The sequence below is a fragment of the Myroides sp. LJL116 genome, from assembly GCF_054871685.1.
Map to the genome: position 1 here is coordinate 237737 of NZ_JBTXLR010000001.1, position 21904 is coordinate 259640.

Consider the following 21904-nt stretch of genomic DNA (forward strand, 5'->3'; position numbering starts at 1 on the left):
ATTTAGAAAGGTTCAAGTAGTTGTTTTGTTGTGCATTGCTTACATTTGTAATCGTTAGTATTTATTAATATAGATGTAAGTATATGGAGACTTTTGCTAGTATGTATGAGCAAATACAAAAACAAATGGATTCAAGTCCATCAACTTTAAACGATTTAGCAACACAGCTTGTTAAACAAGATGATTTTTCTTTAAGTTCCAACTTATATCAGGCTTTAGCCATTTGTCAAAAGGCTACGTATATACAAGATAATTCATCTATTTATTTTGACCTTTTTTCAAAATTATTCCAAAATTCCAATTTAGCGAAAATTTCTATTTTACTACCCCAAGATCAGTATGTGCTTTGGTATGATATAATGGAAAGTTTAGGAAAGTTTTTCTGTGAAAGTGGATTTTCAGAGGCTAATTTTCTTTTATTTTTATTTTATCAAAGTGCTCGTGCAGATCAACAAGGGCAAAGTAAGTCTTTTGCATATTTAGAGAAAGCCTTTTTAGATGGACAAAATAACGCTATAGCTTTTTACGCAAGGGCTCTGTATCATGGTTATTATTCTTTAGAAATAGATAAAGAAAAAGCCATTGAATTACTAAATCAATGTGTACAAGAGAACAATAAATATGGTATTGCCTTTTTATGTGATATTCAAGTTTCAGCATGTACTTCTACAGAGCAAGTTTGGGAGGTTTTTCAAACCTTTGGACTAGCAACACTGGAGAATAACTCTTCCCTTTATTATGTTGGTGAGTACTATCTTCAGGTAAATGACTATCAAAAAGCAAAAGATATTTTGCAAGGTGGGCATTTAAAAGGAATTAGTAGCTGTAGTTATTTATTAGGAGTATTGTCTTGTAATGGACAATTGCAAGAGTTTGGTCTTACCCCACAAGATGGGATGGATTATTTAGAAACTGCTTTTAGTCAAGGAGAGATTGAAGCAGGATATTTCTTAGGGATGTACCTTTTAGACTCTAGTACACAGGATAAAGAGCAGTATCAAAGAGGAATTTACTTCTTAAAGCAAAGTAGTTTATATAATTTTCCAAAATCTTTAATTGCCTTAGCCATTGAACATATGGAACAAGAAGAGCATAGTTCTTTAGTCTTAGATTGGTTAGACAAGGCGATTGCCTTAGATGCTAGTGATGCTAAAGTACACAAGGCAATTTACCTTGTAAAGAAGCAAGCTGAGGATCAAAACATTGCCTTAGCTCAAGAGCTTTTGTTAAGTGCAATAGAGCAAGGTAATATTCAGGCGATTTACGAATTAGCTTTATTACATCATAATGGGGTTTTAAAAGAGCAATCTAATGCAGTTAAAGCTTTAGAGCTTTTTGAACAGGCTGCTTCTTCTAACCATCTTTATGCTATGGAATATGTAGGTCAATATTATTTAGAAGGTTTTGCTAGTGGAGTAGATCTGGAAAAAGCTAAATATTGGTTTGAATTGGCAATAGAGAAGTTTAATTCTGTTTTTGCCAAAGTAGAAATGGCTCATCTTTATTTAGATGGAATAGGGGTAGAGAAAGATCAAGAAAAAGCACTAGAACTATTGAAACAGGCAGTTGATCAGGATTATCCGTATGCTGCTTTTCGTCTAGGAGTTTTATATCAAAACCAAAGTTTAGGCTATGTGGATTATGAAAAAGCGAGGCACTATTTAGAAATCGCAGCTCAGTATAATTCTTCTGAAGCAGTTTACCTTTTGGCTTGTTTGAATTTTTACGAAGATCAAGATAACCTAAATCCACAATTGGCCGTACAGCAATTTGAACAAGCTTTAGAAATGGGGCTATTCAAAGCCAGCGTTGATATCGCTTTAGCTTATGAACAAGGATACGATTCGGTAGAACCTAATATGGATACGGCCTTTAAGTATATGCTAATAGGGGCTGAAAATGGCTTTGATTTCGCTCAATATAAAATAGGATACTATTTGCTATACGGTTATAATGAACAAGAGCCAGATATAGAGCAAGCAATTTTCTGGTTAGAAAAGGCAATTGAGCAAGGAAATGGCTATGCTATGTTGACCCTAGGGGATTATTACCTATATGGAGGACAAGATCAAGATTATACTAAGTCCTTTAACTATTACCATATGGCCGAACAAATAGACTATATCTCAGAGGGAATAGGAGTTTGTTATCAATTTGGTATAGGTTGTGAGAAGGATGAAAAACTTGCATTTAAATACTATGAAGTAGCAAGTGAAACACAAAATTTATCTGCTATTCAACGATTAGGACAAGCCTATTATTTTGGTATTGGTTGTGAGGTTGATAAACAGCAAGCTTTCCATTATTTAAAACTAGCAAGTGATATGGGAAGTCACGAAGCAATGGACTATATAGGTTTAATGCTAGTTAAAGGGGATGGATGTCAAAGTGATCCTGAGTTAGGGGTTAGTTATTTGCTGCAAGCCGCAGAGGTAGGTTATCATACAGCTCAATATGAATTAGCAAATTGTTATTTGCAAGGTCTAGGTGTAGAGCAAAGTGATGAAGTTGCATTACATTGGTATGGGCAGGCTGCCGAGAATGGAAACGAAGATGCACAGAAAATAGTTGGAGGACCACGTAAAAGAAGAAGATAATAGAATGGAAGATAATCAATTTCAATTTCAAGTAAATATAAAAGGTATGATAGAACTGTTGAGTGAACATATTTATAGTTCACCAACTGTTTTTATAAGAGAGCTTTTACAAAACTCTATGGATGCCGTTACCGTTAGAAAATCATTAGATCCTAGTTTTCAAGGATGTATTGATATTCATTTCGAAGAAGATACCTTAGTTTTCCAAGATAATGGGATAGGGCTTAGTGCTCAAGATGTGCATGAGTTTTTATCGGTAATAGGCCAAAGCTCTAAGCGAGGAGAGTTAGCTGAAAAAGATTTAATTGGTAAGTTTGGTATCGGACTACTTTCTTGTTTAGTAGTAAGTGAGTCTATTGTTGTGGAAACTAAATCTTTATTTACTAATGAATCAGTTCGTTGGACTGGTAAAGCAGATGGAACTTATACAGTTGAACCTACTCAAGATATTGGTCAAGTAGGTACAAAAGTGATTTTAAAAGCAAAAAAACGTTGGGAATCCTTATTTACTTTACAATCTGTTAAGCAAAATGTGCTTTTTTACGGAAGCGCTTTACCTATTAGAGTAAATCTAGTACAAAATGGGCAAAATGAGGTATGTCTAGATGGTAATCCAGTTTGGTTAGATGACAATAGCAGTAAAGAGCAGTTATTGCAATATGGTCAGGAAGTTTTTAAAACCAAATTCTTAGATGTATTTCGCTTGTACTCTGATATAGGAGAGTTACAAGGAGTAGCTTATATCTTACCTAATAAAGTAAATATTACATCTACCAAAGATCATAAAATCTTCGTCAAGAGAATGTACCTTTGTGACCAAGCGACTAATTTACTACCAGAATGGACTAGTTTTGTTCGTTGTATAATCAACACAAATGCTTTAGCACCTACAGCTTCAAGAGAATCTTTGGTGAATAATACTTTATTGCAGCAAACTAAGAAGCAATTAACGGATTGTTTTAAAGAGTATTTAAAAACTTTGGCTCTTATTGATCATATTACTTTAGAGCAAATTATTGGTATTCATCATATGTATATCAAAAGTTTAGCTGCAAGTGATTGGGAGATTTTAGAGCTATTTGAAGATTTTCTTCCTTTTGAGACAAATCATGGTATGTTGAGTTTCGCAGAAATTAAGTCACAATATAATTCTATTTATTATACTTGGTCTTTAGATGAGTTTAGACAAATTCGTCGAATTGCTGGGAGTCAAAATAAGTTAGTTATAAATGCAGCTTATAGTTATGAGGTGGATTTAATTGATAAGATTAAAATTAACAACCCAGACTTAAGTATCTCTTTAATCGACCCTAATGATTTATTACAAGAGTTTGCTCCAGCTATATCTAATAAGGTAGATACCCAGGATTTTATAGATAGAGCTAATAAGATATTAAAGGATCATTTTTGTGAAGCAAAAGTAAACCGTTTTGAACCTAAAGACACAACCGCAATTTATATTGTAAGCGAGCAAGCTTTATCAAGTAAAAATATTGCTAATCTTTCTAAAAGTAATAATCCTTTTGCTAGTACTTTGAATCATTTTTCTAAGCAAAAAGAAGTAATGCCTGTATTGTGTTTTAACCAGAGCAATGATTTGGTACAAAAGTTAATGGGTATAAGTGATCCAGAACTTTTTCAAGCTTTGGTAAATGTCTTATATGTTCAATCTTTAATGTTAGGAGGTTATACTATTAATAAGAGAGAAATGGATACTTTCAATGATGCATTATATCAGTTTATGATTTTAGGTATGTCTAATTTTTTACCAAAATTTTAAATAGGGATGTATCGATTAGAAATACAAAAGATTCTTCTAAAAATAGATCAAAATCATTCCGATGATGAATTCGTTATTGATCATCTAAAGGCTGCTATTAGTTTAGCAGATCGAAATCAAGACTTGCATTGGGCAATGGAATTGCGTTATGAATTAATTGAAGTAGAAAGGTCAACTTCAAGATGTGTGGAGAGTTTTTCTGCATTTGCTTGGATTTTACAGGTATGTGAAGAATTCCCATCTGAGTTTAATCAAGCAGATTATTTACTAGCATATCATTGGATGCTTTGTTCAGCTTATAGTAGTTCAGTTATGCCTTTGAAGAAGGTATTTGAAATAGCAAACGATCTTGAGAATAGGTTAAATCAATGTGGACTTAGTAAGAAAGGATTTTATTTTACCATGTGCCAGCTCTATCATACAATTGGAAATACTCCCAAAAGTATAGAGTTCTTAGAATTGGCTTTAGAGGAAGAATTTGATCAAGAGTACAAATTAGTAGATCAGTATGATTTTCGAGTAGAAAGCTTAGCAATTATTGCTGATTTTGATGGTGCGATTACTTTGTGTCAAGAGATGGAAGATTTAAAATTAAATGCATTTTGCCTTCCATTTGCTACCCATTGTGCTTTGGCGTATTACTTAGCTAGGGCAAAGGATAAAAGGAGTATAATTTATCTAGAGAAAGCAAAACAAGGACTATTAAATCACAAAGGATTAAATAGCTCTATGTTATACTCTTTAATGCGATTAATTTATACTATGTATTTATTAGAGGATGATTTACTCTGGCCAACCTATCAAAAGATTGCCTCTTGGCAAATTAATGCAGAGGATGATTTACAGTTATTATTTTATACTCATATGGCTAGTATTTGTCAGAAAAGTGAAAATGTAGAATTAGAACTATCTAGTAAATTACCTTTTTATAATCCATCAGGCGTTTATGCTACTAAGGAGTTATCTGCTTATTTCTTAAAACAGGCTTCCGATTTAGTAGTTGCTTTTGATAAGCGAAATAACAATGATCATTGTTCAAAGGAGTTTATGTCTTTGTTAAAAGACAAAAATTAATTTTTTTTAACTATGAATTATAATTTAGAAATTCAAAAAAATCTTCTCCGACTAGAGTCGGTGGAAAATTACCACGATAAAATTCAAATTTTAAAACAAGCTATTTTAATAGCAGATACTCATCAAGATATTGATTGGGGATTTGATTTAAGGCTAAATCTAATACATCAAGAGAGGAATACTTCTTGTTGTAATGAAAGTTTTGTTGCTTTCGCATGGATTTTGAATGCAAGTGATAGCAATGAAGGCTATTTTGATGAATCTGATTTTTTATGGGAATATAAATGGATGTTCAATTCTTCTTATCGCAATGCATCTATATCTATGCAGCAGATAAAAGAAATAGCAGAGGATTTAAAGCATAGGTTAGTTAAGAATGGTTATAGCTTAAGAGGCTTTTATAATGTGATGACTGGCTTATCCAGTCATTTAAGAGATTTTGATGAAGCTCAAAAGTATATAGACTTAGCAAAGCAAAGTGTAAGTGACGATATGACTAATTGTCAAGCATGTGAATTAGATACCGAAGTAGACAATTTACTGAGACTTGGTAAAATGGAACAAGCTATAGTAGCAGCAAAGAATATTTTTGACAGAAAAATAACCTGCTATTCTATGCCTTTTCAAACCTATTGTAATTTTGCTTATCGTTTACAACAATTAAATGATCCTTTAGCTGGGCAATACTTTGAGAAAGCTCTAGAGGAATATTATAATTTTGACCATTATGATAGTTCTATAGGTTTTTCAATGAATCAATTGGTTAGTTATATGCATAAAAGCAATCATAAGGATAAATGGTTGTTTTTTGAGAAAATTAGTGATTGGGAGTTAGATGCTGAAGATTTACATGTATTTAATTATGCTAAATCAATGATGTCTATTATGCAGCAAAATGGACAAGTAGAACTTTCCTTGTCTTGTAAGCTTCCTTATTATAAACAGGATGGAATTTATGCTATTGAAGATTTATATCTTTATTTTGAACAAAAGGCATTGTATTATGCAAATCTTTTTGACCAAAGGAATTCTAATACGAATTTTATAGAAGAAGTAAAAAAACTACAAAAATAGCCTAGAAATACCTTGTCCTTTACAAGGTAATATAATTACAATCATATGTTATATACCCTCGAAGTTCAGCGTCTTTTATTACAGCTTGAAGAAGTTTTAAAACCACAGGATAAAGTAAAGTTACTTTTAGAATGTATCTCTATTGTAGATAAAAATAAAGATATTGATTGGGGCTTTGATTTAAGAATTCGCTTGATTAATGAAGAGATTTTTACTGCAAGCTCTAAGCATAGTGTAATTGCTTTTAGTTGGATATTAGATGCTGTGGAACTTGGAGGTGGTAGTTTTCTAGTAGAAGACTACTTATATGAGTATAAATGGATGTTTGCTAGTTGTTTTGGCTCTACTCAAATTAGTAAAGAACAATTTCACGCTATAGGAGATGATTTTCACGATCGCTTACTAAGCAATGGCTATAGTAGTAGAGGTTATTACCATATTTTAGCTATTTGGTTTCAGCACTTGAGAGATTTTGAAAAGGCGCAGCAGATTATAGCCTTAATGTTAGAGTGTTCTGTTGACGACTTCTCAGATAATAAAGCATATGAGTTAACTCTTCAAACTTATAACGCATTGAAAATGGGGCAGATTGATAAGGCTTTATCTTTTGCTGCTCCATTATTTAGAAATGAATTCGAGGGAATAGAAACTTGTTTTGATACCTATAGTGTTTTTAGCTATGAGTTCTTTTTAATGGGGGATAAACGCGGCTTAGAGTTTTTTCGCTTAGCAGAAAAGAACCAGAAACAATATGCATCTTTAGATTATATAACGGATATTAGAAGTAGGGTTTTATTTCTGTTTTTACAGGATCAATTTACTTCAGATCCAGATTGGGTGTTTTTTGAAGGAATGTGTAATTGGGAAAAGGATGCGGAAGACTTTTATAGTTATTATTTTATAAAATACTCTTTACTTATGCTACGAAGGAATCAGGGATATAAAGAGTTTACTTTTCTAGCTAGTTTAGATTACTATCAACCTTCAGGCGTTTATTATATGCCGGATCTTTTCGCTACTTTTAAACAAAGAGCATACGATTATGCACAAAAATTCGACAACAGGAATGGGAGCAATTATTTTACTTTAGAATTAAATGATCTTTTAAAATAAACTTATTTGTCCAGGATTCTTGTCTTTGGCTTGTTTTTTCTTATTCTCTTTAGGTTTGTTTTTCTCTTTAGAATTATCTGTAGTTTCATTTTTAGTAGCAATAACTTGCTCAAAAGACTGAGGTAGTCCTTGTTTTTGTACGGCAAAGAACTCAGAGAAATCCTCTACTGCTGTTTCTTCTACTGCTGTTTCTTCTACTGCTGTTTCTTCTACTGCTGTTTCTTCTACTGCTGTTTCTTCTACTGCTGTTTCTTCTACTGCTGTTTCTTCTACTGCTGTTTCTTCTACTGCTGTTTCTTCTACTGCTGTTTCTTCTACTGCTGTTTCTTCTACTGCTGTTTCTTCTACTGCTGTTTCTTCTACTGCTATTTCTTCTACTGCTATTTCTTCTACTGCTATTTCTTCTACTGCTGTTTCTTCTACTGCTGTTTCTTCTACTGCTGTTTCTTCTACTGCTGTTTCTTCTACTGCTGTTTGTTGTTGTGTAAATAAGTCCTGTTCAAGTTGTTGTTCAAAGAGATCAAAACTCAAAGGCTTTACGTTGTCTTCTAGCTTATCGAAATGATCAGCTGTCAACGATATAAATGAAGTGGAGATTTCAGGTTGAGATAATTCACTTTCTACAAGGAGTTCGTCCATTTCAACAGGTTCAATAGCTTGAGCTTCGGGTTGTAAAGGTAGATCTGTTAGTTCCTCGGTTTTGTTGTCTTCTACCTTTTCTAATACCTCTAGTTTTACTTTATTACCTAAATCCGTTATAATACGATTGATTTTTTTATCCTTTTTCTCTGTCTCTTGGAAAGAAGACTCTAATAATTTCAATAAACTGTAACCTAGGTGGTATTTTAAGGTAATAGAATGTTTCTTATTATGGTCTAAGATTGAAACTTGTTTCTGAACGCTCTTTGCTTTATTGTTCAATAAAACAATTAGTTCCTCTTGACAACTAAGTACTAATGCATCTGTAATATTATTTACCAAAAATGTTTGGTTTTGTTCTAATAGGTTAATTACAGTAAGAAGAACATCATTATTTAGTTTAAGGGAAATTTTCGGGATCATTGGAAGCAGAGTAATGAAACTATTTTAGGTGAATAACAAGAATACAAAATAAGTGAAAAATATTGGTATTATCGTCATTTTATATAAAAATATTATATAGACTCTTTTCTAAATAACCATTTAATTATTAATGAGTTGTTATTAGAAAGCTCTAGTGTATAATTCTGATTTTAAACAGAAAATATATACAGCCAATAATAGGATTTAGTTGTTTGTTTTTTCTACATAATAAGTTTTGTTTTTTTACAATCTCTGGCATGCTAAGTATTTTTAATTGTGTCTAGCAGTATTCTTGTTCAAGTCAATCAATAGCCTCTTTTTATCCACTGTTAATAACTTATGAACATTACTAGAAAATCTGTTTATAAATAGACTATCTAGTCTGTAGTATTCAATTTTAAAAATGTAATAGACTGTATATTATATTTTTATGAATCGTTATTTTGTTTTTAATTGTTAATAAGTTATTCTTATTTATGTTTAATAAATAGCATTTTGGTTAAGTTATAAACATAGTTATCAACATTTCTTATAATGAGTTAACTAAGGTTGCGTTTTAGGGGTAATTTGAAAGCTATTTTACTTGATTTTTAAGTATTGTTGATAAAGTTATTAACATGTTTTATAGTTTTGTGTATAAAACTATAATAATACTTTTTAAGTGTCTGTTTATATACTTCTTTTATTGGATCTAGTTGATTGTTAAATGTTTTGTTTGTTTTTTATTTGTTGATAAGTTTAAGGTTATACCAGCTGTTATATGTATTTTACCCGACCATTTGTACACTTATACACATAGTTATTAACAATGTTTAAGGTTCTGTTGAACAGGCTTAGTTTTTGTTTAAAAATGTGCTAGTATTTTTTCTCCTACAGTAAAACTTTTGAGATAGAAACTGACTTTTGTTAGGTTTTTAGCTTTTTTTTCGCAGTAAGTTTGTAATGTCAAGTAAGAGCAATAAGGTGTAAAAAAAATATAATTATTACACCAAAGGTTACTGCTTGATTATAAGCACTGGGCAAATAGTGCTTTGTAAAAGATAAAGATTATGGAAGCACAAAAAATTAAAAGACGTAGAAAAGAATTAGGTTTGACACAAGAGAATATCGCTAAAGGTCTTGGGATTTCCCAAAAAGCTTACTGTGATATCGAAAACGGTAAAACTAAATTAAAGACGGATACTTTGGATCAAGTTTGTAAGTTATTGAGAATAACTCCCTTTTCAGTTTGTCCTATAGCATGTGAGTGTGCTTTAGATATTGAAAGTAAACACAATAAATTACTCTCTTTTTTAGAAACAAACAATATTGAGATTCCTGTAGAATTGTTGTAAAACAATGTTAATCAGAAGATAATATATAGCCCAGTAAGTATTTACTGGGTTTTTTTGTAATAATAATTTCCAGTAGGCTATACTTGAAAAAAATAAGCCCAACGCAAGGTTGGGCTTATTATGCTATAAAAAGTATTGAAACTATATTTTGTTATAACTACTGCTATAGAATTATATATTCCATCTTAGTAAACTAGCTCCCCATGAGAAACCAGCACCGAAAGCTGTTAGTAATAATAGATCTCCTTTTTTCAATCTTTCTTTGTTCTCCCAAATACACAATGGTATGGTAGCTGCAATAGTATTACCTAGATAGGCAATATTGTTTAGAGCTTTATCAGAATCAATACCTAAAGCGTTTCCAACAGCATCAATAATTCTTTTATTTGCTTGATGAGGTACAAGGTAATTAACATCCTTTACAGTTAGATGATTTCTACTAAGTATATCATCGCAAGCTTGTGCCATTGAAGTTACAGCTTGTTTGAACACTACTTTTCCATCTTGTTGTATATAAGGGTTTTGTTGATGTTGATCTTGAGTGGTATGTGGGTACAAAGATCCACCAGCTTGAATATTCAATGATTCTTGTCCTAGACCATTACTGTGAAGTAATGCGTCTACAACACCTTGGTCTTGAGATTCTTCTAACCAAACAGCACCGGCTCCATCTCCAAATAGAATATTAGTTGAGCGATCTTTAATATCAACGTAAGCGCTGATTTTATCGGCGCCAACTACTACTACATTCTTGTATCTTTTAGATTCTATTAATGAAGCTGCTAAGTCTAATGCATATAAAAAACCTGAACAAGCTGCATTAACATCAAAAGCCCATGGACCTACTAATCCTAGTTTTCCGCAAATGATATTTGCTGTACTTGGCATAGGCATATCCGGAGTGGAAGTAGCAACAATTAAAGCCTGAATATCCTTAATATCTTTATTATAAGACTCTGCTAAATTTTTAATAGCAGCAACAGCCATATCTGATGTTGCTAAGTTTTGATCTAGTATTCTACGCTCTTTAATTCCTGTTCGCTTTAAAATCCATTCATCTGTTGTATTTGAGATCTTTTCTAGATCACTATTGGTACGTTTGTTGGAAGGAACGTAACCCCCAATAGCGCTTATAGCGGCAAATGTATTTTTGGTACTCATTTATTTTAACAATTATTTAGGAGTCATAAAGGCAATAAATTAAGTAAGGAAAAATTTGCATTTCTCCCTATACCTAATCATAGGACAAATTTGCGGCTATTTGTTCTAATTATGGTAGTTAAATAAACGGCAATAGTTGTAAAAAAGACGCATTATTTAACAAATCAGTTTTCTGATTTGTACTCTCTAGGCGAAATACCTGTATTAGTTTTGAAGAACTTGCTAAAAACGGAATTATCAGCGAAGTTTAAGATGCTAACTACATCATTTATAGAGTTCTTAGGGTTCTTTAAAAGTACTTTCGCTTCTAGTAAGATTGTTTCTGTTATGATTTGTTTAGGTGTCTTTTTGAATACTTCTGAAATAATTTTAGTGAGGTGTTTTCGACTAATAAAAAGTTGTTGCGCATAAAAGTCAACTCTTCGTTCCTTTTTGAAGTGAATACCTACTAAATGAAGGAAATCGTTAGCAATAGATTCTTTTCTAAGCTGTTTTCTAGTAGAAGGAGATTGCAAAGTTTTGTTATAAAAGTCTGCAATCTCGTAAATTAATGTGGAAAAGTAGGTTAAGATGAGTTCTTTTCCAAATGTGTTTTTATTGAAATACGATAGTTGTGCTATCCTTTTTAAGTTGTATTTAAGTACTAAAGCAATAGATCTGTCTAATGAAATTACCTTGGCATGTGTAGAGGAGAAAAAACGAATTAGATTCGAAGATTTAATATGGAATCCTGCCTCTAAGAAAAGTGCCGAATCTACAAACATAGTCTTTACAGTAAAGTCATGTGTGAAGTCTTTTATCTCAAAAAATTGATTGGATAGTACTACAAGTAAATCGTCTTTTTTTACAACTAATGGCTCTAAATTAATGGTGATTTCGCATTTACCTGAGGTAATTAAAATTAAACCAAAGGTTGCAAATTGATAAGGACGATCCTTTACAAAATATTTTTGATGTGCTTTGTCTATATTCAAAACTGCAATACGGGGATCAGTCATCGTATTAATAAAACGATGAGTAATCTGTTGTAGGGTGTAGTTTTGTATGTAAGAATTTTTAGGCACTTGTTTTAAAAATATTAAGATTACTACTGTCTTCAGAAAAAACAGCTAACAAAGTTATCGTTATTTTGAATGAGTTTTATTCTAGTAATATATTTTTATAGTGAAAGTATTGCTCTAGTCCTTTTTCATTGCAAACGCTTCTCATATAGTACTCAATATGTTTGTCTCTTAAGTATTCATGAGAGAATTCAGATGGGGGGAAATAATCCTGGTCATCTCTAGTAAGATAAGATGCAAGGTGAAAACGCGCTATGTATTCTATATCAATATCTGGGCGATATACCTGTTCCTTTATTCCTCTATTTAGATTGTCAATAATCATTTTTAGGAACTTTTTCTTATAAACGTTTTTTTGCTTGAGAGCAATTTTAGGATAATACTTTTGTAGTTGATAATTAGAAACTGATGAGGCCATTTCAAAGGTGTCCTTTATATTGCTAACTGCATAAAGAATCTCTGGGATAGCTCCTGATTTTTTTGAATTTGCAATAACGACCTGTTCTAAATATTGTGTATTGGTAAATTGTAGACTTTTTTCAATTAATTGGGGTTTAGATGAAAAATAGACATAAATTGTTTTTTTGGAAATATTTAGCTCTGTGGCTATATCGTCCATCGTTACTGTTTTGTAACCATGTTCTAAGAATAGTCTAGTGGCTTTAGATATAATTTCATTTTCCATTTTTTAATTCTGTGGGTTAGTTTTGTTAATATAATATGCTTGTTGGGAAAAACAAAGTTAGGTAAGTTATTTTTTGTGGGGGAATTTAGCTAATATTTTTAAAAGGTTTTGCTATAAAAGTAAGATTTCGCCTTAAAGTTAAAAGCTAAAGAGCTCAAATGAAGAAAAAACACGTATTTTTACCTCAAAATATTTTTAAATGCAATCGATAGTTAAATATAAAGATCAAATTTCCGAATATATTAATTCTATTTCATTCAATAATGAACCAAAAGAGTTATATGCACCAATTAGTTATATTCTCTCTTTAGGAGGTAAACAAATTAGACCAGTTTTAACCCTTATGGCGGCTGATATTTTTGGTACAGATCCCAAAGAAGCTATTCACGCTGCGACTGCCATAGAGTTGTTTCATAATTTTTCCTTAATGCATGATGATATAATGGATCAGGCATCTTTAAGACGTGGACAACAAACAGTTCATAAGAAATGGGATACCAATACAGCAATTTTATCAGGTGATGCTATGCTAATCTTAGCATATCAATACTTCGAAAACTACGAACCTCTTGTTTTTAGAGATTTGGCTAAATTGTTCAGTAAAACAGCTATTGAAGTATGTGAGGGGCAACAATGGGATATTGAATTTGAAAATCAAAACCAAGTGCAAATTCCTCAGTATATTCAAATGATTAAGTTTAAAACTGCTGTTTTAGTTGCTGCAGCTTTAAAGATGGGAGCAATTGTAGCTAATGCAAGTGAGAAAAATGCTTTAGATATCTATGATTTTGGATTAAATTTAGGTCTAGCGTTTCAATTACAAGATGACTTTTTAGATGCTTTTGGAAATCAAGCAACTTTTGGAAAAACAATTGGGGGAGATATTCTTGAAAATAAAAAAACCTATTTGTATTTAAAGGCATTAGAGAACGCAGATGCCCAACAAAAAGAAGAATTAGTAGCTTTGTTTAATAATAAAACATTACAAGGTCAAGAAAAAATTGACAGAGTAAAAGAATTATTTGAGCAAACTAAATCCAAAGAAGATTCTTTGCTTTTGATAAAGCAATACACGGAAAAAGCCTTAAGTATTTTAGATGAAATGGATCTTGCACAAGATAAAAAACAACAATTGTTGGTTTTCAGTGAAGAGTTAATGGATCGTCAAGTATAGTTTTTACTATGGAAGTGATTGAATTTTTACAGACTAATGTAACATCAGATAAGTTATTTATGGATTTGGTAACTCAGGTTCAAAAAGATTTACAAATAACTGTTGATAGCGATATACATTTGCAATGCTCTACGGCTAATGAGCTTGTAGTAGAGTTGACTCAATATTTACATCAAGTATTAAACTCTACGAATGTTGCTCGTTTTTCGAGCTTTTTATATAGAGTAGATGTAAAGGAGAAGGATGTGAAAAGTATTCAAGCCACCGATATAGAGATGTATGTGGACAGAGTAGTTTATTTAGTTTTGAGGAGGGAGTTTCAAAAGGTTTATTTGAAAAACACTTTCAGTAAATAATACTTAAGTCTTTTTATAGCATTAATTTAATTGATATAGCTCCTTACAAAAGGAAGAAAATAAAAAAACAAAAGTCTTTTATCAGGAAATAAAAGACTTTTGTTTTTTAAAAATATACTCGAATAAACGGCATATAAGCGCTTGGATAGATCATGTCTTTTTCTTTGTAGAGTACATTATATCTCACCCCAATTGTTACTGGTCCACTAGTATATCCTATACCAGCAAATAATCCTGTGTTCCAGAAATTATCTTTTACTTTTTCCAAGTCTTTATAGGTATAAGTATTGTTTGCTCTAAGCTGTTCTAGTTCTAAAGATAACTGCAAATAAGGAAGTGGATTGGATAAAACAATCAAACTACCTCCATATAACCAGGAGTTATATTCTTTTACATAATCATAGTAATGAGAGCGATTTTTGCTATGGATATAGTTAGCTTGTAAAGAAATTCCAGCACTAAAATAGGGACTAAATTCTCTTATTGCGCTTGGAGCCACCATAATATCAGTATATCCACTACCGAAGCCTAAACCTAGTCCACCTCCAAATTTCCACTTTTTATTATATTCATAATTTCGAAGGTGATTTTGGCCTTGTTGTGCATTAATTAAAAAACAAGGCAATAAAAAAAAGGATAATAGCAAAAAAATCCTTGTTTTATTCATATTAAGGTGTTTCATTTTGTCAAAGTTAATTTTATTGGGTGATAAAAATAACTAAAAGTATATAGTAATGTCATAAAGAGTTGTATTTTTGTGAAAATATATTTAAACAAAAGGTCTTTAGACGAAATTATGGATAGATATTCCTTTTTAAATGCGGCACACACTGCATTTTTTGCAGAATTATATGATCAGTATCTAGAAAGCCCAGACAGCGTAGAGCCAAGCTGGAGAGCTTTCTTTCAGGGATTTGATTTTGCGAACGAATTCAGTGATGGGCCTGTAGAGCAATTATCACAAGCATATTCTCAAGGTAATAGTGCTAGTGGAAATAATGCAAGTCAAGTAGAGAAAGTTCAAAAAGAATTTTCGGTTTTACGTTTAATTGACGCATACAGAACTTATGGGCATTTACTTACTAAAACCAACCCATTAAGAGATCGAAAAGTTGAACATCCGGATTTGAGTTTAGAGAAGTTTGGTCTTTCTCAAGCTGATTTGAATGTTAGCTTCGAAGCTGCAAAAACAATACAACTACCAACATCAACTTTATCACAAATTCTTGCACAGTTAGAAAAAGTTTACTGTTCTACATTGGGTATTGAATATAAGTATATCGCCGACGAAAAGGCAGTAGCTTGGATTCAAGAACACTATGAAGCACCAGAAGCTAAATTTGACAGTGAAGAGAAAAAAGAGATCTTACACAAGTTGATTGAAGCTGTGTCTTTTGAAAACTTCTTAAACACAAAGTATGTTGGACAAAAGCGTTTCTCTTTAGAGGGATTAGAAGCTGCTATTCCAGCGATGGATTTCTTAATCGATTCAGCTGCCAGTAAAGGGGTAGAGGATATCGTTGTAGGTATGGCACACAGAGGACGTTTAAATGTATTGGCTAACGTTTTCAAAAAGCCAACGCAGGAAATATTCTCTGAATTTGATGGGAAAGATTATGATGAAGTGGAAGGATTTGACGGAGACGTTAAATACCACTTAGGATTAACATGTGATCGTCAAACACGTAGTGGTAAACAAGTTCATATGAACCTTACTCCAAACCCATCTCACTTAGAGACAGTTGGAGCGGTAATTGAAGGTATTGCAAGAGCAAAACAAGACACTAAATTTGCTAATGATCCAGCAAAAGTATTACCAATTGCTTTGCATGGTGATGCGGCTATTTCTGGGCAAGGTATCATGTATGAAATCATACAAATGGCTCAATTAAGAGGATACAAAACCCAAGGTACAATTCACATTGTATTAAATAACCAAGTTGGTTTTACTACAAACTATAGTGACGGACGTTCTTCGACTTATTCTACTGATATTGCAAAAGTAACAGCTTGTCCTGTTTTGCATGTTAATGCTGATGATACTGAGGCTGCAGTAAGAGCTTTCTTATTTGCCTTAGATTATCGAATGGAATTTGGACGTGATGTTTTCATTGACTTAGTAGGTTATAGAAAATATGGTCATAACGAAGGAGATGAGCCGAAATTCACTCAACCAATTTTATATAAACTAATTTCAAAGCACGCAAACTCTCGTAATATCTATACAGATAGATTATTAGCTGATAATGTTATTTCAGAAGATTTTGTAAGCTCATTGGAAAAACAATATAAAGATGTTTTAGAGATTGATTTGGAAACTTCTCGTAAAAACGAATACGCGAAAATCAGAACTTTCATGGAAGAGAACTGGAAAGATTTTGAGCGCGTAGAACGTGATTCGATGCTTGCAAATTACGACACTAAAGTATCTTTAGACACTTTAACTTCTATCGCAAATGTGATTACTGAATTACCTGGAGATAAGAAATATATCAGCAAGGTAAAAAGATTAATTGGGGATAGAAAGAAAATGTTCTTCGAAACAGATCGTTTGGATTGGGCAATGGGTGAGCTTTTAGCTTACGGATCATTACTAACACAAGGATATGATGTTCGTATGAGCGGGCAAGACGTAGAGCGTGGGACTTTCTCACACCGTCATGCAGTAGTTAAAACGGAAGACACAGAAGAACCAGTTATCTTATTAAATCAGTTAGAAAATCAAAAAGGAGAGTTCCGTATTTTCAACTCATTATTATCTGAATACGCTGTATTAGGATTTGAGTATGGATATGCATTAACTAATCCTAACACTTTGACAATTTGGGAGGCGCAATTTGGAGATTTCTCTAATGGTGCTCAGATTGTTTTAGACCAGTATATTTCTGCTGCTGAAGATAAATGGACTACTCAAAACGGAATTGTAATGTTATTACCTCACGGATACGAAAACCAAGGTGCTGAGCACTCTTCGGCTAGACTTGAGCGTTATTTACAATTATGTGCTGAAGATAATATGTACGTTGCAAACTGTACAACTCCAGCTAACTTCTTCCACATGATGCGTCGACAAATGATAACTAACTTTAGAAAACCTCTAATTGTTATGTCACCGAAGAGTTTACTTAGAAACCCTGCTGCAGTTTCAACAGTTAGCGATTTAACAGATGGACAATTCCAATATGTAATCGATGACGTGAATGTAGAGGCTTCAAAAGTAAAATCATTAGTTTTCGTAAGTGGTAAATTCTACTATGATTTAGTTGCTAAAAGAGAAGAATTAGGCAGAGACGATATTGCTTTTGTTCGTATCGAGCAATTATTCCCGTTACCAGTGGAACAAATGAAAGAAGTTATCGCTAAGTACCCTAATGTAGAAGATTATGTTTGGGCACAAGAAGAACCACGTAATATGGGTGCTTACACTTATATTGCTACAAACTTTGAAGAAAAACCTCTTCGCTATGCTGGAACAAAAGCTTATAGTGCACCTGCTTCAGGAAGTGCTGTACGTTCTAAAAAGCGTTTTGCGTATGCAGTTGAGAAAGTTTTCAACAAGGATTTATAATAAAAAAATCGTATTTTTACATAACAATATCTAATTAAAGAATATAAAAGATGAGCATCTTAGAAATGAAAGTTCCTTCGCCAGGTGAGTCAATTACTGAAGTTGAAATCGCTACATGGTTAGTTAAAGATGGAGATTACGTTGAAAAAGACCAAGCGATTGCTGAAGTAGATTCAGACAAAGCTACTTTAGAATTACCTGCAGAGGTAAGTGGAATCATCACTTTAAAAGCTGAAGAAGGTGATGCAGTTGCCGTTGGTCAGGTAGTGTGTTTAATTGACACTAGTGCTGAAAAGCCAGCTGGTGGTTCAAGTTCAGCTAAGGCTGAGCCTGCAAAAGAAGCTCCAAAAGCGGAAGCTGTTCAAGCTGCTCCGGTTGCTGCTGCTGCTACTTATGCTACTGGAAGTGCATCTCCAGCTGCAAAGAAAATTTTAGATGAGAAAAACATCGACGCTGGAAGTATCGTAGGTACAGGTAAAGATGGAAGAATAACAAAAGAAGACGCTATCAACGCAAAAGCTTCTATGGGAACTCCAACAGGTGCTCCAAGAAACGAAGAGCGTAAGAAAATGTCTATGTTACGTCGTAAAGTTGCAGAACGTTTAGTTGAGGCTAAAAATACTACAGCTATGTTAACTACATTCAATGAAGTTAACTTAACAAACGTAAACAAATTAAGAAGTGAATATAAAGATGCTTTCAAAAACAAACACAATGTTGGTTTAGGATTTATGTCTTTCTTCACTAAAGCAGTAACTCGTGCATTAGAATTATACCCAGATGTAAACTCAATGATCGATGGTCAAGAGCAAATCAAATTTGATTTTGCTGATATCTCAATCGCAGTTTCAGGTCCTAAAGGATTAATGGTTCCTGTAGTTAGAAATGCTGAATTATTGTCTTTCCGTGGAATTGAAACGGAAATCAAACGTTTAGCAATTAGAGCTCGTGATGGGCAAATTACAGTTGACGAGATGACAGGTGGTACTTTCACTATTACAAATGGTGGTGTATTCGGATCTATGTTATCTACGCCAATTATCAACCCTCCACAGTCTGCAATCTTAGGAATGCACAATATTATTGAGCGTCCTATCGCTGTTGATGGAAATGTTGTTATTGCACCAATGATGTATTTAGCTTTATCTTATGACCACCGTATTATTGATGGTCGTGAGTCAGTTGGATTCTTAGTAGCTATTAAAGAAGCTTTAGAAAACCCAATGGAGCTATTATGTGATAATAATCCTAAAAAAGCTTTCGAACTTTAGTAGAAGCTTTTACTAGTATAAAGCGGTAATGTGTAAAAACATTACCGCTTTTTTTTTTGGTTTTTTTGCCTTTTTTTACAAGTTAACAGATTATTCATAGCTTGGAGATACGGTGTGTTGTTAAGTGAATTAAAGGATATATAGCATATTATCCCAAGCTGTATAGTATTAATAGTCTAGTTTTTGATTATTTTAGTAGAAATTATACAGGAGTAAAGCACCATTTCTGTAAGTTACTAATACATTAAGGTTAGATGTAGCCTACTTGCTTGACTTAAGCTTTTATAAGTAGGGTTTAAAGCCGTAGAATCAGTTAGTCTTATCAATGCATAACTTTTGAATTAAGATGGCTCAAAGCTAGCTTAAATTGAACTTTGTTGTATTTCGATACTCTGGGTTATTAAGGCTCGGTTTTATCGCTTGGATAGGGCTAATAAATGATCAAAGAACAAAGGAAATAAGTGTTTAAACGGTATATTTGCTACATCTTTGAAAAATTAATATCAAATTATGAGTTCTTTATATTATATAGATAGAAGTGATGTGACTTTGGATCAAGTGATGTTTAATGAAGCAGTTGAAAAGCAGATTCAAGAGTTTTTGAAAGAATATAAGTACAGGGAAATATTGACTAAATATTCCTTACCAGTTAGTAATAAGCTTCTTTTACATGGTAAAAGTGGTTGTGGTAAAACCATGACAGCAAAAGCAATAGCTAAATACCTTAATAAGAAACTAATCATTGTTAATTTATCTTCTATTGTGTCTTCTAGATTGGGAGAAACAGCTAAGAATATCGAAAGTTTATTTAAAGAAATTCAATACGAAAGTGCTATTTTATTTTTTGATGAATTCGATACTTTGGGACAGATTAGAGATTATGATAATAAGGATAATAGTGAGATGAAAAGGGTAGTGAATGCTATTTTGCAGTTAATAGATAACTTTCCAGGTAAATCTATTTTAATGGCTGCTACCAATCAAATACATATGATAGATACTGCTTTGATAAGAAGGTTTGAAATTTTGCTGGAATATAGTAATCCAAGTAAACAAGCTTTAGATCAGTACTACCATACTATGCTAGAGGCTTATCCAGAGGAATTTCGAAAATTGGATAGAATTTATGATATTTCCTATGCCGAGGCTAAGAATCACATTTTTAAAACGGTCAAAAATAATATCATACAAAATGCAATAGCCTTGGAGAGTCCAGCTAAGTAAATTAATATACTACACTATGATGAAATGGGAAAAGCTTTTGTCTTTAAAAAAGCATGGAGATACATTTTTTAGAAATCGCTTAGACGAGCAAGAAACAAGAATAGGTTTCGAAGTAGATTACGATAGAATTATTTTCTCTTCTGCCTTTCGCAGTTTACAAGATAAGACCCAAGTAATTCCATTGTCGAAAACGGATTTTGTACACACTCGATTAACGCATTCACTAGAAGTTTCTGTAGTTGGACGTTCATTGGGACGTAATGTAGGAGAAAAGATTCTGAAAAAGTACCCTAATTTATCCGAACAATATGGGTATACTATCAATGATTTTGGTGCTATTGTAGCGGCGGCGGCTTTGGCTCATGATATTGGAAATCCACCATTTGGTCATTCAGGTGAAAAAGCTATATCTGATTTTTTTAGCAAGGGAAAAGGACAGAAGTACCAAGAACTGGTGAATGAAAAACAATGGGCTGACTTTACTAACTTTGAAGGTAATGCCAATGGTTTTAGTATACTTACAAAATCAAGACCTGGAGTTGAGGGAGGATTGCGTATTTCCTATGCTACTTTAGGTGCTTTTATGAAATACCCTAAAGAGTGTTTACCTATTAAACCAAGTAAAGGTATTTCCGATAAGAAATATGGTTTTTTCCAAGCAGATAAGGAAGCTTTTATAGATGTAGCTACAGAACTTGGTTTGACAATGAAACAAGATCGAAATGAGATTGGATTTTATCGTCATCCTTTAGCTTATTTAGTAGAGGCTGCAGATGATATTTGCTATACTATTATAGATTTTGAAGATGGAATTAATTTAGGATGGATCCCTGAGGAACATGCTTTAGAATTTTTGATTAAGATTGTTCAAAATAGTATTAATCCACAGACTTATTCTAAGTTGCGCAATACCCAAGATAGAGTTAGTTATCTTCGTGCCTTAGCTATTGGAAGTTTAATCCAAGATGTAACTAGGGTTTTTGTAGAAAATGAAGAGAAAATATTACGTGGAGAGTTTGACTTTTCTTTAACTGATAAATGTGCTTATATCGCACAGATGAAAGATATTTTATCTGTGAGCATTGCAAATGTTTACCAAAGTAAAGAGGTAGTTCAAAAGGAGATTGTTGGTTATAGAGTAATACATACTCTTTTAGAAAGCTTTTTAGGTTCAGTACATAATAAGTATTATCACCAAGATACTCATTATGATGGATTAGTTCTACAATTGCTTCCTGAGCGTTACCAGGGCATTATAGACTGTCCATATGAGAGAATGATGGATATATGTCATTTTGTATCCATGTTGACCGATGGTAAAGCTTTAGAGCTATATCATACTTTAAAGAAACAAGATTAAGTTGTAAGTA

At 32.6% G+C, this 21904-nt stretch carries 17 protein-coding genes; 12 read left to right on the forward strand and 5 right to left on the reverse strand.

The features are described from left to right. Positions 1-83: 83 nt before the first annotated feature. From ACYSNM_RS01155 to ACYSNM_RS01175, 5 genes are read left to right on the forward strand one after another with little or no spacing between them, the layout of a single operon-like run. Positions 84-2597 carry a tetratricopeptide repeat protein gene (locus ACYSNM_RS01155; protein WP_461755279.1) on the forward strand — a complete coding sequence of 838 codons (2514 nt, stop codon included), beginning with the start codon at positions 84-86 and terminating at the stop codon, positions 2595-2597. 4 nt (positions 2598-2601) lie between these two features. Next, on the forward strand, positions 2602-4377 hold the full coding sequence (locus ACYSNM_RS01160) for an HSP90 family protein (protein WP_461755280.1): 1776 nt from the start codon (positions 2602-2604) through the stop codon (positions 4375-4377). A gap of 6 nt (positions 4378-4383) precedes the next feature. After that, complete coding sequence (locus tag ACYSNM_RS01165; protein ID WP_461755281.1) at positions 4384-5451, forward strand: hypothetical protein; 1068 nt, start codon at positions 4384-4386, stop codon at positions 5449-5451. Between the two features lie 12 nt (positions 5452-5463). Next, positions 5464-6525 carry a hypothetical protein gene (locus tag ACYSNM_RS01170; protein WP_461755282.1) on the forward strand — a complete coding sequence of 354 codons (1062 nt, stop codon included), beginning with the start codon at positions 5464-5466 and terminating at the stop codon, positions 6523-6525. Positions 6526-6570: 45 nt separating this feature from the next. Further along, positions 6571-7638 (forward strand): hypothetical protein, encoded by a 1068-nt coding sequence (locus tag ACYSNM_RS01175; RefSeq protein ID WP_461755283.1) that lies wholly within the window; start codon positions 6571-6573, stop codon positions 7636-7638. Here the strand turns inward: ACYSNM_RS01175 and ACYSNM_RS01180 are convergent. Beyond that, the gene (locus ACYSNM_RS01180; protein WP_461755284.1) at positions 7630-8700 is read right to left on the reverse strand and encodes a hypothetical protein; all 1071 of its coding nucleotides are present in this window, start codon (positions 8698-8700) and stop codon (positions 7630-7632) included. The two genes, ACYSNM_RS01175 and ACYSNM_RS01180, sit on opposite strands and share 9 nt — an antisense overlap. 1049 nt (positions 8701-9749) lie before the next feature. Between ACYSNM_RS01180 and ACYSNM_RS01185 the strand changes: the two genes are divergently transcribed. Beyond that, entirely contained in the window at positions 9750-10034 is a 285-nt protein-coding gene (locus ACYSNM_RS01185) for a helix-turn-helix domain-containing protein (protein ID WP_461755285.1), read from the forward strand. Between the two features lie 171 nt (positions 10035-10205). Here ACYSNM_RS01185 and ACYSNM_RS01190 read toward each other — a convergent pair whose 3' ends face one another. The 3 genes from ACYSNM_RS01190 to ACYSNM_RS01200 form a co-directional block, all read right to left on the reverse strand. Next, a complete protein-coding gene (locus ACYSNM_RS01190) occupies positions 10206-11195 on the reverse strand; it encodes a beta-ketoacyl-ACP synthase III (RefSeq protein WP_461755286.1) in 990 nt (329 codons plus the stop codon). A 164-nt stretch (positions 11196-11359) separates the two neighbouring features. After that, positions 11360-12193: a helix-turn-helix domain-containing protein gene (locus tag ACYSNM_RS01195; protein ID WP_461755287.1), complete on the reverse strand. Its 834-nt coding sequence runs from the start codon at positions 12191-12193 to the stop codon at positions 11360-11362. A gap of 142 nt (positions 12194-12335) precedes the next feature. After that, positions 12336-12941, reverse strand: coding sequence for a TetR/AcrR family transcriptional regulator (locus ACYSNM_RS01200; protein ID WP_461755288.1), 606 nt, complete (start codon positions 12939-12941; stop codon positions 12336-12338). Positions 12942-13140: 199 nt separating this feature from the next. Here ACYSNM_RS01200 and ACYSNM_RS01205 point away from each other — a divergent pair, with 199 nt between their 5' ends. Next, positions 13141-14115: a polyprenyl synthetase family protein gene (locus ACYSNM_RS01205; protein ID WP_461755289.1), complete on the forward strand. Its 975-nt coding sequence runs from the start codon at positions 13141-13143 to the stop codon at positions 14113-14115. An 8-nt stretch (positions 14116-14123) separates the two neighbouring features. Beyond that, positions 14124-14471, forward strand: a complete 348-nt coding sequence (locus ACYSNM_RS01210) for a hypothetical protein (RefSeq protein ID WP_461755290.1) — start codon at positions 14124-14126, stop codon at positions 14469-14471. A 106-nt stretch (positions 14472-14577) separates the two neighbouring features. On the opposite strand, the gene ACYSNM_RS01215 is transcribed toward ACYSNM_RS01210, so the two are convergent. Further along, on the reverse strand, positions 14578-15138 hold the full coding sequence (locus ACYSNM_RS01215; RefSeq protein ID WP_461755291.1) for a hypothetical protein: 561 nt from the start codon (positions 15136-15138) through the stop codon (positions 14578-14580). 129 nt (positions 15139-15267) lie between these two features. On the opposite strand from ACYSNM_RS01215, the gene ACYSNM_RS01220 reads away from it, so the two are divergent. The 4 genes from ACYSNM_RS01220 (at position 15268) to dgt (ending at position 21894) form a co-directional block, all read left to right on the forward strand. Further along, entirely contained in the window at positions 15268-18039 is a 2772-nt protein-coding gene (locus ACYSNM_RS01220; RefSeq protein ID WP_461755292.1) for a 2-oxoglutarate dehydrogenase E1 component, read from the forward strand. 50 nt (positions 18040-18089) lie between these two features. Next, positions 18090-19310, forward strand: a complete 1221-nt coding sequence (odhB, locus tag ACYSNM_RS01225) for a 2-oxoglutarate dehydrogenase complex dihydrolipoyllysine-residue succinyltransferase (RefSeq protein ID WP_461755293.1) — start codon at positions 18090-18092, stop codon at positions 19308-19310. A gap of 510 nt (positions 19311-19820) precedes the next feature. After that, entirely contained in the window at positions 19821-20534 is a 714-nt protein-coding gene (locus ACYSNM_RS01230) for an AAA family ATPase (protein WP_461755294.1), read from the forward strand. Between the two features lie 16 nt (positions 20535-20550). Further along, entirely contained in the window at positions 20551-21894 is a 1344-nt protein-coding gene (gene dgt, locus ACYSNM_RS01235) for a dGTP triphosphohydrolase (protein WP_461755295.1), read from the forward strand. Positions 21895-21904 lie beyond the last annotated feature (10 nt).